The 14,525-nt window shown below is 35.7% G+C and carries 17 protein-coding genes; 8 read left to right on the forward strand and 9 right to left on the reverse strand.

Annotation, left to right across the window (positions count from 1 at the left end; genetic code table 11):
* The first annotated feature begins 290 nt into the window (after positions 1-290).
* Complete coding sequence (locus D5R40_RS23950; protein WP_124147506.1) at positions 291-1,154, forward strand: hypothetical protein; 864 nt, start codon at positions 291-293, stop codon at positions 1,152-1,154.
* Between the two features lie 224 nt (positions 1,155-1,378).
* Entirely contained in the window at positions 1,379-1,765 is a 387-nt protein-coding gene (locus tag D5R40_RS23955) for a hypothetical protein (RefSeq protein ID WP_124147505.1), read from the forward strand.
* A 129-nt stretch (positions 1,766-1,894) separates the two neighbouring features.
* On the opposite strand, the gene D5R40_RS23960 is transcribed toward D5R40_RS23955, so the two are convergent.
* The 3 genes from D5R40_RS23960 to rbfA form a co-directional block, all read right to left on the reverse strand.
* Positions 1,895-2,119 (reverse strand): DUF4327 family protein, encoded by a 225-nt coding sequence (locus tag D5R40_RS23960; RefSeq protein WP_124147504.1) that lies wholly within the window; start codon positions 2,117-2,119, stop codon positions 1,895-1,897.
* A 314-nt stretch (positions 2,120-2,433) separates the two neighbouring features.
* A complete protein-coding gene (locus D5R40_RS23965; RefSeq protein ID WP_124147503.1) occupies positions 2,434-4,038 on the reverse strand; it encodes a glycoside hydrolase family 3 N-terminal domain-containing protein in 1,605 nt (534 codons plus the stop codon).
* Between the two features lie 215 nt (positions 4,039-4,253).
* A complete protein-coding gene (gene rbfA / locus D5R40_RS23970; protein WP_124147502.1) occupies positions 4,254-4,685 on the reverse strand; it encodes a 30S ribosome-binding factor RbfA in 432 nt (143 codons plus the stop codon).
* 584 nt (positions 4,686-5,269) lie between these two features.
* On the opposite strand from rbfA, the gene sipA reads away from it, so the two are divergent.
* On the forward strand, positions 5,270-5,569 hold the full coding sequence (gene sipA, locus D5R40_RS23975) for a regulatory protein SipA (protein WP_124147501.1): 300 nt from the start codon (positions 5,270-5,272) through the stop codon (positions 5,567-5,569).
* 2 nt (positions 5,570-5,571) lie between these two features.
* Here the strand turns inward: sipA and D5R40_RS23980 are convergent, their stop codons facing one another.
* Positions 5,572-6,111 carry an alpha/beta hydrolase gene (locus D5R40_RS23980; protein WP_124147500.1) on the reverse strand — a complete coding sequence of 180 codons (540 nt, stop codon included), beginning with the start codon at positions 6,109-6,111 and terminating at the stop codon, positions 5,572-5,574.
* Between the two features lie 623 nt (positions 6,112-6,734).
* Positions 6,735-6,866 carry a hypothetical protein gene (locus tag D5R40_RS41390; RefSeq protein ID WP_275670462.1) on the reverse strand — a complete coding sequence of 44 codons (132 nt, stop codon included), beginning with the start codon at positions 6,864-6,866 and terminating at the stop codon, positions 6,735-6,737.
* A 451-nt stretch (positions 6,867-7,317) separates the two neighbouring features.
* On the opposite strand from D5R40_RS41390, the gene D5R40_RS23985 reads away from it, so the two are divergent.
* On the forward strand, positions 7,318-8,136 hold the full coding sequence (locus D5R40_RS23985; protein ID WP_240039188.1) for a S1C family serine protease: 819 nt from the start codon (positions 7,318-7,320) through the stop codon (positions 8,134-8,136).
* A gap of 116 nt (positions 8,137-8,252) precedes the next feature.
* Here the strand turns inward: D5R40_RS23985 and D5R40_RS23990 are convergent, their stop codons facing one another.
* The 4 genes from D5R40_RS23990 to D5R40_RS24005 form a co-directional block, all read right to left on the reverse strand.
* Positions 8,253-8,597 (reverse strand): hypothetical protein, encoded by a 345-nt coding sequence (locus tag D5R40_RS23990; RefSeq protein ID WP_124147498.1) that lies wholly within the window; start codon positions 8,595-8,597, stop codon positions 8,253-8,255.
* 404 nt (positions 8,598-9,001) lie between these two features.
* Positions 9,002-9,580: a COP23 domain-containing protein gene (locus tag D5R40_RS23995; protein ID WP_124147497.1), complete on the reverse strand. Its 579-nt coding sequence runs from the start codon at positions 9,578-9,580 to the stop codon at positions 9,002-9,004.
* Between the two features lie 588 nt (positions 9,581-10,168).
* Positions 10,169-10,915, reverse strand: coding sequence for a creatininase family protein (locus D5R40_RS24000; RefSeq protein WP_124147496.1), 747 nt, complete (start codon positions 10,913-10,915; stop codon positions 10,169-10,171).
* 109 nt (positions 10,916-11,024) lie between these two features.
* On the reverse strand, positions 11,025-11,429 hold the full coding sequence (locus D5R40_RS24005) for a hypothetical protein (RefSeq protein WP_124155317.1): 405 nt from the start codon (positions 11,427-11,429) through the stop codon (positions 11,025-11,027).
* Positions 11,430-12,004: 575 nt separating this feature from the next.
* On the opposite strand from D5R40_RS24005, the gene D5R40_RS38025 reads away from it, so the two are divergent.
* The 4 genes from D5R40_RS38025 to D5R40_RS39990 all read left to right on the forward strand — a co-directional run.
* Positions 12,005-12,184, forward strand: a complete 180-nt coding sequence (locus tag D5R40_RS38025; protein ID WP_205127684.1) for a hypothetical protein — start codon at positions 12,005-12,007, stop codon at positions 12,182-12,184.
* A gap of 83 nt (positions 12,185-12,267) precedes the next feature.
* Entirely contained in the window at positions 12,268-13,008 is a 741-nt protein-coding gene (locus tag D5R40_RS24010) for a winged helix-turn-helix domain-containing protein (RefSeq protein ID WP_124155318.1), read from the forward strand.
* 357 nt (positions 13,009-13,365) lie between these two features.
* Positions 13,366-13,794, forward strand: a complete 429-nt coding sequence (locus D5R40_RS39985) for an RNA-guided endonuclease InsQ/TnpB family protein (protein WP_240041644.1) — start codon at positions 13,366-13,368, stop codon at positions 13,792-13,794.
* A 39-nt stretch (positions 13,795-13,833) separates the two neighbouring features.
* Positions 13,834-14,525, forward strand: a 692-nt coding sequence (locus D5R40_RS39990; RefSeq protein ID WP_240041645.1) for an RNA-guided endonuclease InsQ/TnpB family protein, incomplete at its 3' end; no start/stop codon positions are given.

Raw genomic sequence — 14,525 nt, forward strand, 5'->3', positions numbered from 1 at the left:
CTCTTCGATACTTTTGTGTGGTTCTAGCTTTAACAATCTCGGCATGGCGATCGCCCAACTCTTACTATTCATCCCTTAATTTATCAGGTTTAATTTTTTTATACCGATGCTACCGGATTTGATATAACCCACAAAAATCTGGCATAGGTTTTATCTATATTGATCTAGACGAACAGGAAATAAATATTGATAATTTATTAGATGCAAAAACTTATGTAAAAAATGAATTCAATATTCCCAAAAATTCTTCAGATGCTATTAATAAAGATACTCCATTAGTGTATGTGATTTTGAATAATAATCAAGATTATTGTGGCATAACTCTGCTTATAAATCATCTCATAGCAGATGGTGGAACATATTTTAAATTATTAGAATATCTTTCTCGAGCTTATGAATACCCAGGATATGTTCCTAAATCTGAACCATTATTTACAATATATTTTAATAATATAGATAATTTCATTTCTGTAAATTTTAAAAAGTTATCATGGAAAGAAAAACTTTTAAGTTCAACATCTTTTATTGTTTTTATCTTGAACAGTTTTCTTCAAAATAAGAATAATTGGAGTTATCTTGAATGTATCTTAACAAAAGAAAAGTTAGATTTAATTAAGAGGAGAAATAAAAATCTGTCAAACGAAGAAATTCCCTATAGCACAAACGATGCTTTATTTGAATTTTTATCAGTTGTTCCTATTAAACGATTTTTTTTTCCTTGTAATCTAAGATATAGAAACGTTGGCATACCAGAAAATTATTTGGGAAATGCTGAAGCCTTAGTCTTAGATTTAACTAAACCAGAAAACAATTATATGTTAAACCATACTGATGTGAGAAAATCTGTCAATCTACTTCCACGAATATACAGTTTTGTACCTACTTTTGATGGCAAGTACATGGGTCATAATTCATGGGTTAAGTTACAAAATTATTTACCTGGTTTTGGTGGTAAATTAATTCTGCAAAAGTTTTTTGAATTTGACGATATACCAAAAGATTTATTATCATTTGCGGTAAAAGGTTCAATGATATACAGATTGACAAAAAATGAATATTTATTGATATATATCAATTTAAAAAATGTTGTTTCCCAAGTTGAAAAGAAGTTAATAAATTTGGGTGTAGAAGAGATTATTATTAAAACATCGTAATCAAGTAGATAATAATCACAAATTGAAGCTATATCAATTAGGCTTTAAATCCAAATTACAAGTGATCAGAATAAAAATATCTAGACTCGCCCATCTAGAAAATATCATATAACAACTTTCCACTTGCTTCTAGCTTAGTTATATTACCAATATACCAATATAAGTTTGTTTCTCATCTGCAGCGATCGAGAAATGTCCATTTCATGCTCAATTAACTTACCATTATGAATCCGGATAATCTGACTCAACTACTACAAAAAGGATTTCGTGTCACCTTGGGGGCTACATCCTTTTTTATAGAAACTGTGCAAGACTCTAGTAAGCGAGATGAAAATTTGAATAAATTAAGTACTGATTTCAATCAACTTACTGAGGAATGGGCTGATAGAGGAGAGATGACTGAACAAGAAGCCAGGAACTTTGTTGATACAATTTTGAATCAACAAAATAGTCAGGTCAATACTGATAGTACAACGGCTTCTTCAAGTCCTACTTCTACTTCTGGTTTTGTGTCATCAGACGTACAAGAAGATTTGCTGGAGCTAACTCAAGAAATCGCCGGTCTACGAGCTGATTTACATAAACTTCAGGAGTCAAACTCTCAAAACTGATAATACATCACATACCTCTATTTGGATGAATCTTATCCATTTATCTAGGGATTAAAAAGTCTTTATAAATTAGGATAAATTACAAAACCTAACCCAGCTAATAGTCCAATTTAGCTGAGTTAGTTTTTTTTAGTCGTTTTCCCATTTTTCGTTGCCTATTAGGTCAGCAATTCGGTCTCTAAGTAGAAAGTTACATTTTTCCAATTCACCTTCTACACAAGCCCATTCTCTGACAGGAATGTATTGGCAGAGAGTATAAATAGGTTGCTGACGTCCAAGAACTCCTTTTTGTACAAGTTCTTTTGCTTCATCCCTGATGATGTCTAAAGAATATTGAACTGTGGTGTAAGTCATAGTCACCCTTTTTTTTAGCGTAGTTTGAGTAATTTTTGGCGCTATTAATAATATAGAACAAAAATCCGGATTATGAATGTTAATTTTTTCAGTATACAGAGTTACAATTTGTTATGTTCTTTTGATAAGAATTCTAAAAGTCATAGAACCAAAACATTTCTTTTACTGTTGGTCTAAATTGCAACTATGTACTATGAAATACGATCTACAAAGTCACTAATTGAGGATTTCTCTACCCTCCTGACCTGAAACAATCGTCTCCGAATATCATTTTAATGTTTTTTTGTCAATAGTCAGGCGAGTTTTATTAGATTTTAGAGAAATACTTGTAAATTTGTAAATCTTTGAAATAAAAGCTTTAAAGCGATCGCTTGGGCTTGTGGCATTTGTCCATAGCAAAAGACATAAGGTATATCTGATGACAGTTCTGGTAAAAACTGTTTCAATGTATACTGACTACCGTATATGATCAGACCCTGTAATTCACTATTTATTAATAATTTCTTAATTAAATCTTGGGATGCTTGTGTTAGACTAGCTATTTTACTAAACGCACTACCACGAATAAATAGTTGTAGTAAAGTCAAATGATTGGGGGTAAGAGCTTCTGGGATTTCTGAATTACTGTCAATAATTTGTAGTTGGTAACCAAATTTTCTGGGGAGAGCTACTGCTGGAGTATAATTCCCTAAAAAAGCACTGTTGAGTATATCATCTACAAAAACTAAATTGCGTAAATGCTTGACATTTGGTTTTGGTGGGAGATAACTTCCTCCTACTTGCAGAGAATCATGCAAAATCTTAGTTACAGTTTCTTGTGCGTGTGATTGAAATAACTTCTCAACTAAATAGTATGTAGAGGCTGAGAAATTTTCTGAACCTCTCTCATTTCCCGGTTGCCAGGTAGGATAAACTTTAGTTTTAACTTGCCAAATTCTTTGCAAAGATTCATCAATCCGTGATTCAGAAATACGGCCTTGACTAACTGCATGACAAACAGCATTAATAGTAACCTCTGCATCTAAAGGCATCAGTAAAATATCTGCACCAGCTTCTACGGCCAAAACCGAAGCCTCTGCCAAGCCATAACGATTAGCGATCGCCCCCATAACCAAAGCATCGGTAACAACTAATCCATTAAAACCCAACTTTTGGCGCAACTTACCTGTGATAATTTTATGGGACAGAGTCGCAGGTAGTTCCGAGTCCCAAGCAGGAATCAACAAATGGGCACTCATCACAGAATCTACTCCAGCAGCGATCGCCTCTACAAAGGGAAGCAATTCAATTTCTGCCAGTCTACTTTCTGAGTGGGGTAAAACAGGCAATTCAAAATGAGAATCAACCGTAGTATCCCCATGACCAGGAAAATGTTTAGCAGTAGTCAAAACTGGATATTGTTGAGTCCCTCGAATAAAAGCTGTTGCCAGTTGACCCACTAATTCGGTCGTTTCTCCAAAAGCACGAATATTAATCACTGGGTTGCCAGGATTATTATTCACGTCCACCACTGGAGCTAAAATCCAATTTAAACCAATTGCCACAGATTCTTGAGCCGTAATAGTCCCCATAGTTTCAGCATACTCTATAGCTTTTTTGGGGTTTGTTTGAGCAATAGCAGCGATCGCCATTGGTGGAGGAAACCAAGTTGCTCCGGCGAACCTTTGACCTACTCCTTCCTCAATATCAGCAGCCAAAAGTAGGGGAATTTTTGCCCAAGACTGAAGCTGTTGGATGCGAGTTGCCAAGTCTATAGCACTCCCATCCACAAAAATTACTCCTCCAACACCCAAGTCTTGCAGCCAATATTTGAGCTTATTGGTGGGAGGTTCCCAGTCTGGATAACGAATTTGATTGTCAAATAGGTTGCCGGAAGCTCTAACTACAACCATCTGAGCAACTTTTTCTGCTAAATTCATAGTTTAGTGATCGGGATTTTAGGAATGGGTAATTAACAGCCTTCTCCTGACGCAGACGTTGTGCGAAAAGCTGGAAGTCAGTCATCAGGAGGACCGAGTCAGTAGAATGTTTTGGCTTTTCTCCGATAACCTGGCTCCTGATACCGAAGCTTTATGGGGTATAAATTCCCATCCAATTGATTCTGTCTCCTGTCTTCTGTCTCCTGACTCCTTCTTCAATCTATTCCGTCTGAAGTAAGTTTTTCTATATTCTGAGAATCTGATTCTGTAGGATTTTCCGTTGCCTGTTGTTGACGTTCTTCAGAAAGCTGGTTTAAAAGTGATATAATTTGAGTCCCACGTTCTAGAGAGCGGTCTTCGACAAAGATAACTTCTGGAGTCCGACGCAGACGTATCCTATGACCCAATTCGCTGCGAACATAGCCAGTAGCAGATTTTAGACCTTCCATAGTTTGGAATCTTACTTCCTCAGAACCATAGATACTAACAAATATTTTAGCGTGTTGTAAATCTCCAGAAATATCTACATCTGTGATGCTGACCATACCAATACCTACACGGTCATCTTTGATACCATGGAGCAACATCTGGCTGACTTCCCGCTTGATTAATGAAGCAACCCGGGAAATGCGGCGATCTGTAGCCATGATCATTACCCCCTACAATTTGATACTTAACTATACTATTCTAATACTTCCGATAAATTTATGTAAACTTATGGCAGCTTTGTAGAATGAAGTTAGTTAATACCCAGGCTGTAATTTTTTGATTTTGAACTTTTTTTTCATAACTAAGTGTTAGAGTAGTCATTAGTGAGGACATTGCATCCAATATTTCTACAAGGCAAAGGAAGTAGGATTATTTGTCAAATTTGATCTTAATTCTCAATATGTTAGAAATTAGGCAAAACGTTACATATACTTAAGTTTTAACTATAGTGGCACACTATGTATAAGGTTAATGTGTAATATCATGTCCGGATAATCAGTGATAAAAAACCTTTTCCCTTCTAACCTTTTCTTTCCTTCTGCCTCCTGCCTCCTGCCTTCTGCCTTACCTCCTCCAAAGTGTTAAGTATTCAACCGGACATGATATAACTACACCGATAGAATAGAACTGTTTTATGGGTTTTTAATTACTACTAATTTAGAACCTCTTTGTATCTTGATGGTGTAAATTTTTATCATACACTTATCTGCAAACCACTATATTTATTTGGGGGTATTTAGAAATGGAGAAAGAATTTTCTATTGGTCAGAAAGTAAGGTTAGCTATTCAACCACCATACATCAAAACTGCTGAATCAATGCCGATATTACGTCCCCCTGATATTGTACGTTTGGGTGAAGTAGGAACTGTTTTGAGTCACAAACCAGGAAATTATTGGGCTGTTCGTTTTGAGAAAGGAGCATTTCTCATAGATAGTCAATATATAGAAGCTGCGACAGTTGATGCTGAAACTGCCCAGCCACATGATAATCATCATATTGAAGAAGATACTGCTAAAATAAGTCCACCTTCAGAATCGTAGACTTATCTGAGAAGTTCTTCAAGATTACCAATAGTTCCCTTTACTTTGTCTACGATTTCATTGATTTTACCTACGTCTATGTGCATTTCTTCGGTAGGATATTTTTCTAGAACTTCCAGGACTGATATTCGATTGTCATCTGCTGCTGCTAAGATTATGGAAGAACGTAAGGCTTTGTCGCTTTCGTAATTGTGTCTGGTCTGAACTACTTCCGCAATACCTTTGGTTACATTTTGGCCAAGGTTACTATAAAGCACTTTGGCTAAGTTACTAACATTAGCTCCCACTTCTAATGTCATTAAGCCACGAACTGTATTAGGATTAATTTTCGATATTCCGAGAGCTTGGGAAATTGTTTTGGTAGTTTTGCCTGTTTCTGCAAATACTCGCAGATCCTTGACTTTGATTGATGCTGTTATTGGGCCAACCAGCTTGATTACTATTTTTTGTGTGGCGATCGCGCTTTGACTGGAGAATATAACTCCAGCGATCGCTCCTAAGATAATTAATGGACTACGAGATAGCATATTTGGTAATTGCATATTTAGTTTTCAATTATATTTGAATCTAAGCAATTGAATACACATTTATGAATAATTTGTCAATCTATAGTATGATTTTTAATTCTCATATCCGCTCTTTGTTTTAATTAAGATATTTTTATAGGTTTCATATTAATAATCATTGATTCTATCGGGGGATAGTTGTCTTTTTCTGGGATGAATTTTGACGATTTTTTACTTGGCAAAAGTCTTGACTTGATTTTGAATAAAATTCAATTTATTATAGCTGTATTTAATTATTGCTCTGCTGATTAAATCTAAAAGTCTTTATAGATAAAGGTAAGTGCCTTTTTAAGTATCAAAAAGTTCGAGTTTTTAAGTGGTAATTGTTCAATTAGGAGCGGATTTTGGTCAAGATTTGGGCAGAAAAATTAAGGGACAAAACTTAGCTCCTACCTCCTCGCTCATTCCCATTTCTCCCCTCCTGGGAGGGGTTAGGGGTGGGTTGTCTCCTGTCTCCTACCTCTACTAAAATACTTTCCATACGCAAACCCTAATTATTGCTCTGCTGATTAAATATCAAAGCATTGACTGATATTGGTTTGCTGCCTTTTTTTGCCTTTAAAAAGTGCAAGCTTTTCGGTCTAAAGAGCTGCATAAAGCTAGTATTTTGGGATGATTATGGCAGAAAAATCACTCTGACAATTTTTACGACTACCTCCTCTATAATTTCCATTTCTCCTATCTCCTGTCTCCTGTCTCCTGTCTCCTACCTTTACTAAAAGACTTTCCATACGCAAACCCTAATTAAGCGATCGCTTCTACTTAACTTTTAATGAGAATATTTTTTGATAATCACTACATATAATTTTCATTAAAACCCAAATAAAGGCCTAGCAGAAAAATTTGGCAATTTTTTATTCTGATAATGTGTGTTTGTTACCGCTATAGTGTAGAATACCGAATCAGTTCCTCACAGTCATTTTGGCTTAATAAATTGAACTTAAGCTATGACTATATTACTAAGTTATTTGTGACTGGGCTGAACTTAATCAATATATATACCTATTTTTGATTTAAGTAATTAATTAAATTACTAACAACCATTCATGTGTTGAAAAAATCAGAAGCGGTCTCTGGCACTAACCAATGTGGGAGAGAGTCACCACACTTTCAAATTTATGGAAATAGATTGGGTGGTAGTAGTGGAATTTAAGTATTTTTTTTGAGAAAGTTTTAATAATTATGAATAATAAATCAATATTCAAGTTGAGTAGTCAAATTTTGGGAGCTTCACTATTTTGTCTGGCCACATTTGTACCTAGTGCTTACTCTCAAACCAGTGTAGAAAACTCAGCTTATTATACAAAACCCAGTGAAGTAGATTCACAACAATTTCCATCATTAGTATCTAATATTGCCCAACAAGTCACTGTGAGAATTTTTACAGACAACAGTGCTGGTTCTGGAGTAATTATTAAACGACAAGGTAATACCTACACCGTTGTTACTAATCATCATGTAATTGAGAATAACTCTCATAAACTTTACCCAATTATGAGTGGAGATGGGATGACTCATCAAGCCACCCTAATTTCATCTCCTCAAATGGGTAATTTGGACGTAGCATTATTGCAATTTACTAGTGATCGCCCTTATCAAGTTGTAGAAATTGCCAACAGTAATGTACTTTCAGTAGGAGAAACTGTTATTGCAGCAGGTTTTCCCAATTGGCATCAACCAGACTCCTTAGAAATGAGTAGTACCCGTGCTTGGGGTAGTCGTGCTTTTCAGTTAACTTTAGGAGCTGTAGAAATGTTACCCAGTCGCACCCTCAGCCAAGGATATCAATTAGGTTATACCAATGATATTAAAAGTGGCATGAGTGGTGGACCGATTTTAAACAATAAAGGTCAGTTAATTGGTATTAACGGGCGCTCAAAATATCCCATCGCTGGAATTGGAGCATTTAATTTTGTAGATGGCTCTCAACCATCTGTCGAGCAGTTCAAAAAAATGGAATCTCTAAGTTGGGGTATTCCAGTTTATAGAATTATCAATTAATTAGGGCCGGATGGCAGAAATAACTAACCAGTTACAAAATCCTAAAAGCCTTACTAATCAATACTTTTAACTTTTGACTTTTGACTTCCGCATAGTGGCACTAAAAGCTCAAACTCCTAAAAGTCTACAGACAAAGAATCCCACTTTTCATCAAACCATTGTTTCTCACTTTTCCATTTCGGGTCTCTACTTTTATGCATTTGGAGGTTAATGCTATTCGTGACATCATCTAGTGTACTTCTAGATAATCCATGTCTACCTCTAGTAGTAGATTCTTGAGTTAAACTCGTACTTCTATCCTTGGGCAAACTATTAGCACTGGTACTCAACAATTGTTCTGAGGAACCTGTAACATTTATGACTGACTTTTCTTGAGCTTTTGTGGGAGTAGCACTTAAGCTAACAGCACAAAACATTGTTAATGTTGCAGTAAATAAAGTCTTAGTAGTTGTAACTTTCATTTTTTTTCCTCTTGACAATTGATTGAGATACTTTAGGTAAACAAATTAACGCTAATGCGCTCTTTTATTATCCCATAATTAACTACTTTTTTAGAGGCTACTTAATTTTAGAAAGTATAATTTTGAGAATGAAATTAGAAATTAGTTAATAAAGTAGTTAAAACAGACACAAACTTAGAGAAAACTAAGCCATTAGTGCCTGAGAATATCGTCTACAGATTTTGATTGGATATTTCCTATTTATTATAGTTTTAATTGAGAAGAGAAACTTATTTTCAACTAGCCTTTTCTCAACATTATCCAATCTAAATAGTTCAGCAACTAGATAGTTCAGAAATAAGGAATGAAGAGGGAAAATTTATTTGCTTACTTATCCCCTCAACATCTCTACTAAAACCATTTACTTATTCGTAGATAGGTTCGTCACTAGCAGTACCTTGTCCGAAATCCTTAAATTGAGTGATAATCTCTTCTGATTTCTCACGATTTCCTGGCTTTAATGTGAATACTACATTATCGAAGCTAGGCTCTTCTTCTGGAGAAACATAAACTACTTGCTCATAGTTTACAACTCCAATGTTGCTGATATCTGCAAAAGTTTCCATTCCCAGGGCATAAGCAAGGTTAGTTAGACGAGTGCTAACAGATTGACAACGACGGTCAGGAGTATAAGCACCTTTGGGATGGTCGGAAGAGAGAGTTGCAGTCCACACAATCATTGGTTTAGAGGAGACTTGAATAACTTCTCGTTTGACTAGGGGATATCCGCCTAAAAGTCCAGGCTCACTTGTATCCCGTGTTTCACGAACTATTTGAGGAACAGTAGCATATTGATTTTCTGCAGCGTTAACTGAAACACAAGTAAATACTACTTTGTCAGTAGTTTCTAATTGTTCTGCTTTGGCTTCTGATTGAGGTATGAAACCCCAGAGACCAACGGTTGCTAAGATACCTACTAGGGAAACTTTTAATTGGTTGTTCACAATCTTGACCTCTGAAACTTAATATCTACATTTGGTAGAGAAGTTATTTGTTTTTTCTCCATACTTTTACATTAGAGGAACTGCTTATTCTTGTCAGTAAGAATAAAGTAATCTTTCAAAACATACTTTTTAGGTAAGAAGTGATAAAAAAGTAATATTATTAGCTTTTTGTCTATTATTTTACTGATTTTATGTATCGGTTTTGCTAGATAGAATTGATTGGTTTATGAGTTCCATATTAACTCAAATTTCAGTTTTTGCAACCCTTAATATCTAAATTTAGATCGTAATTTAAACTAGGTAAAGATTTGAAGTAGAAAATTATATAGATTAAATGTACTTTAAGTTAAGGGAACAGGGAATAGGGAATAGGGAACAGGGAAAGATGATAAATATCTTTTCTCAAAAGGAATTGGTATAATAAGATTTTCATCTTGGTGGGTTACATCTGTGGCGGGTAAGATGCCCGCACTACAAAGACTTTATCATTAATATATGTACCTCATATACCTGCAATCTGCTGTAAATGCTGAAAAACTGTTCTTCCTTTTTCCTTCTTCCTTCTTTTTTCTTCCTTCTTCCTTGTTTCTAATCACTATTTACAAACTGCAAGTAAGAATTACTCAGTTCCTTTAGTGCCAACTCATAAAACTGCTTACCATGTTCAGGTGTAGCTAATGCAGGGTTTGAACCCATCCGACCATCTGGATATCGGTAACGAAAATTAGCAGCACCATATATTGGATAACCACTAGCTACATCCTCTGAAAGTGGTGCTACTTTAATAGCTTCTGGATAAACATATTGAGTTAAAGCTACTTCACTAGGTGTAGCGTGAGAACCTTCTCCATCGCCGTATAATTCTTTAGCTAATTTATAAACTGAGCTACACATAAACCAATTTCCTACCTTGCACTTGACCAACCCCCCATTAGCAATATTTAGATCGGCCAAATGAGCATAAGTTTCTGAGAAAGCAGCTTTCAGAGTCGCAATATTGCCTCCATGGCCATTGATAAAGAAAAATTTGGTAAACCCAGACCTAGTTAAACAAACTATATAGTCACGAATTACTTGAATCATCGTACTAGGTCGCAGACTGATTGTACCTGGGAAACCTGTATGATGTAATGCCATACCTACATTAATCGTCGGTCCGACTAATGCTCCAACTGATTCTCCCACACCTTTAGATATAACTTCTGCACAAATAGCATCTGTGCCAATCAACCCTGTTGGTCCATGTTGCTCCGTAGAACCTATTGGCAGAATAATACCTTGAGATTGACTCAAATAAGTTTCGACTTCAGACCAAGTACTTAATTGTAGTAGCATTTTTTAATTATTTATACTTTTGATATTAAATATAAGTAACAAAATTAATCTGACTTTAAATATAAATTAACCTGTTAAATATACCCTAAATTCCTCAACCTTTGACATTTCAATGGTTAAAAACTGTTCCGAAACACAAAGGGGATGTTTTATTCATACATTCCTCAACCTTTGACATTTCAATGGTTAAAAACTGTTCCGGAACATAAAGGGGATGTTTTATCCATAAATTTCTCAATCTTGACATTTCAATGGTTAAAAACTGTTCCGGAACATAAAGGGGATGTTTTATCCATAAATTTCTCAATCTTGACATTTCAATGGTTAAAAACTGTTCCGGAACATAAAGGGGATGTTTTATCCATAAATTTCTCAATCTTGACATTTCAATGGTTAAAAACTGTTCCGGAACATAAAGGGGATGTTTTATCCATAAATTTCTCAATCTTGACATTTCAATGGTTAAAAACTGTTCCGGAACATAAAGGGGATGTTTTATCCATAAATTTCTCAATCTTGACTTGACATTTCAATGGTTAAAAACTGTTCCGGAACACAAAGGGGATGTTTTATCCATAAATTTCTCAATCTTGACATTTCAATGGTTAAAAACTGTTCCGGAACACAAAAGGGATGTTTTACCCAAGTTTTTCGGTCCGGACTGCTCCGCAAACAGGTGCCTAATTAGGGCTTGCCAAATAACTCTCAAAGTATTTACTGATATTGGCTTTAGCATTTTTGGGTTGAAAAAAGTACCAGCTTTTCAGTGGCAAGAGCTGCAAAAAGCTAGTATTTTGGGATGGTTATGGCAGAAAAATTGAGGGACAATTTTTCCGACTACCTCCTCTATAATTCCCATTTCTCCTGTCTCCTACCCTCACTCATAAGACTTTTTCAGCAAACCCTAAATTATACGTACAAATTTTTCGGCTGATAGCTGATAGCTAATAGCTAATAGCTCGTTAATCTCATTAAAAAATAATTTAACCTTTTGATAACCTTAAGTTAACTTTTGTTTAACTTACTAGACATAATATAAGGACATCAAAGTTTTGTATCCAGCACAACAATGCAATATGGAAGTGGGCAATGCTTACTAACTTGATACCTATCCCAAGAAACGAACAATGGCCTGACTACAGAGCAGGCTCCGCTATTCCTACTATTAGTATAGCAATAGCAATATTTCAAAGTCAGAATGCGTTGTATAAATGGATAAAAAAACCAGTGCTTTTAGCTGTTGGATGGTTGAACATTAATTTAAGCTAATTAGCTACAAAATTAGCGATCGCCTAAATTTTCACCTCAGGCAATATTAATGATTTACTGTCAAATACACAAAAGCGATATTTATGTTTTCCCCCGATATAAGCGAAAGTCTTTTAAAGTCTGGCGTGAGAATAACTAGCAAAGTTTTGCTATTAGAATCTGAAGAGCTATTTCGGGATATGTTAGCCTTAGCTCTAGAAGAACAAAGTTGTGAAGTAGTTATTGCTCCAGACGGACGTAGTGTAATTCCTACGGTTCAGAATTATTCATCAATTCAAAGTGAACCTTCTTTCAATCTTCTAATTCTTGATTCAATTAATGGTCTAGACTTATGTCGGATGTTAAGACATCAAGGCAATTCAATACCAATTATGATTTTAGGAGCAAGAGGCAGTGCAAATAATTGTGCTTTCTATTTAGAAGCTGGAGCAGATGATTATTTAACTAAACCTTTTGGGATGCGGGAATTTATGGCTCGTTGTCGGTCTCTGATGCGTCGCCAACGTCTAGGTCAACTGCCTCAAGCAATTATGCTCCAGTACAAAGATATAGTTCTTTATCCAGAAGAGTGTCGAGTAACTGTTAGAGGTCAAGAAGTGAAAATTTCCCCCAAACAATTTCGCTTACTTGAGCTATTTATGAGTTATCCACGCAGAGTTTGGTCTCGTGAGCAATTATTAGAACAAGTTTGGGGACCAGATTTTATTGGGGATAGTAAAACTGTTGATGTTCATATTCGTTGGTTACGGGAAAAATTAGAGTTAAATCCTAGTAAACCAGAGTATGTTGTTACAGTTAGAGGTTTTGGATATAGATTTGGGTGACATACTCCCGACTTTGAGACAAGCTACAAAGCGGGCTACGAGGGCGACTCTACTATATAGACATAAACTGAGCTAACAAGGAATGCCCGGCCTCTCTAATTGATTTAGCTAGATCGCCCTTGAGCCTCACGCCATAATCTGTGATTTGGCGTGAGATGAATCGGCGGCCAATTGAATGGGTCCGATGCCGATTCAATTTGCATGCCATCCCAGCATAAGCTTTCCCCCTAGTTGAAAAACTTGTATTATCTAATGTTGGCAGAAGACCCGCGCTCTCCCGAAGGGGAGCGTCGGGATGAATGCCAACCCATGCTATAATAATAAAACTACGAGCGTGTTAGTAATAGGTCGAAAACATTGAAAGCTAGATATAAATATCGTATCTACCCTAACCATATTCAAATCAAGAAACTAAATCAATTGTTTGGTTGTTGTCGGTATGTTTGGAACCAAAGTTTAGCACATTGCAATCAACTGTATGTTAACGGAGCTAAAAGACCAAGCTATGTTGATTTAACCAAACAATTCATAACACAAGCCAAGAAAGAATTGCTTTGGTTGAAAGAAGTAGCCTCTACTCCATTACAACAATCATTAAAAGATTTAGACCAAGCTTACAAAAACTTCTTTAATAGTTGTACTGGTAAAAGGAAAGGAGTCAAAGCAAGACCGCCTAAATTCAAGAGTAGAAAGTCAAAGCAAACTGCCAGATTTGTAGGTGCTAATTACCAGATTAATCAAGATAAAATCTATCTACCAAAAGTAGGTAAAATCAAAATAGTTTAGTCAAGGCCATTAGCTAGTCAGCCTACATCTCTGACTATAATTAAAGATTCAGCTAACCGCTATTTTGCTAGTTTTGTAGTAGAAATTAGTCCTGAATCTCTGCCTAAAACTGATAATTCAATCGGAATAGACTTAGGCATTTCAACATTTGCAACATTGAGCAGTGGGGAGAAAATATTAGCTCCCAAGCCTCTTAAAAAGAGCTTGAAAAAGTTAGCTAAGTTTCAAAGAAAGTTTGCCAAAACTGAGTCAGGTAGTAAACGTCGCGAAAGACGCAGGCTGAAAATAGCTAGACTACACTGCAAAATTAAGGATATTCGTACAGATTTTCTACACAAATTGTCTACTAATTTAGTTAGAAAATATGACATAATTGTATTAGAAGACTTGAATGTTTCTGGCATGATTCGTAATCGCAAGTTAGCTAAGGCAATTAGTGATTTAGGATGGCGACAATTCCGAACTTTAACAGAGGCAAAATGTGAGAAATATGGTCGTGAGTTTAGGGTAATTAACCGTTGGGAACCGACAAGTCAAAAATGCAGTTGTTGTGGTTTCCGTGGTGGCAAAAAAGAATTAAATGTTAGAGAATGGACTTGTCTCAATTGTGGTACGTTTCACGATAGAGATGTCAATGCTGCACTGAATATTCTAGAAGTTGTTCAACCAAAAAACAACCATAAGGGGGTTGGTAAGGGGGTGCTGGTTTCCCCACTCCTCCACAGGGTGGG

The sequence above is a fragment of the Okeania hirsuta genome, from assembly GCF_003838195.1.
GTDB classification, from domain to species: Bacteria; Cyanobacteriota; Cyanobacteriia; order Cyanobacteriales; family Microcoleaceae; genus Okeania; species Okeania hirsuta.

What these genes read in the sequence shown, in the direction of transcription:
- D5R40_RS23955 (WP_124147505.1), top strand. Translation starts at nt 1,379, where the DNA reads ATGAATCCGGATAATCTGACTCAACTACTACAAAAAGGATTTCGTGTC.
- D5R40_RS23960 (WP_124147504.1), bottom strand. Translation starts at nt 2,119, where the DNA reads ATGACTTACACCACAGTTCAATATTCTTTAGACATCATCAGGGATGAA.
- D5R40_RS23965 (WP_124147503.1), bottom strand. Translation starts at nt 4,038, where the DNA reads ATGAATTTAGCAGAAAAAGTTGCTCAGATGGTTGTAGTTAGAGCTTCC.
- rbfA (WP_124147502.1), bottom strand. Translation starts at nt 4,685, where the DNA reads ATGGCTACAGATCGCCGCATTTCCCGGGTTGCTTCATTAATCAAGCGG.
- sipA (WP_124147501.1), top strand. Translation starts at nt 5,270, where the DNA reads ATGGAGAAAGAATTTTCTATTGGTCAGAAAGTAAGGTTAGCTATTCAA.
- D5R40_RS23980 (WP_124147500.1), bottom strand. Translation starts at nt 6,111, where the DNA reads ATGCAATTACCAAATATGCTATCTCGTAGTCCATTAATTATCTTAGGA.
- D5R40_RS41390 (WP_275670462.1), bottom strand. Translation starts at nt 6,866, where the DNA reads ATGGAAAGTCTTTTAGTAAAGGTAGGAGACAGGAGACAGGAGACAGGA.
- D5R40_RS23985 (WP_240039188.1), top strand. Translation starts at nt 7,318, where the DNA reads ATGAATAATAAATCAATATTCAAGTTGAGTAGTCAAATTTTGGGAGCT.
- D5R40_RS23990 (WP_124147498.1), bottom strand. Translation starts at nt 8,597, where the DNA reads ATGAAAGTTACAACTACTAAGACTTTATTTACTGCAACATTAACAATG.
- D5R40_RS24000 (WP_124147496.1), bottom strand. Translation starts at nt 10,915, where the DNA reads ATGCTACTACAATTAAGTACTTGGTCTGAAGTCGAAACTTATTTGAGT.
- D5R40_RS38025 (WP_205127684.1), top strand. Translation starts at nt 12,005, where the DNA reads ATGCTTACTAACTTGATACCTATCCCAAGAAACGAACAATGGCCTGAC.
- D5R40_RS24010 (WP_124155318.1), top strand. Translation starts at nt 12,268, where the DNA reads ATGTTTTCCCCCGATATAAGCGAAAGTCTTTTAAAGTCTGGCGTGAGA.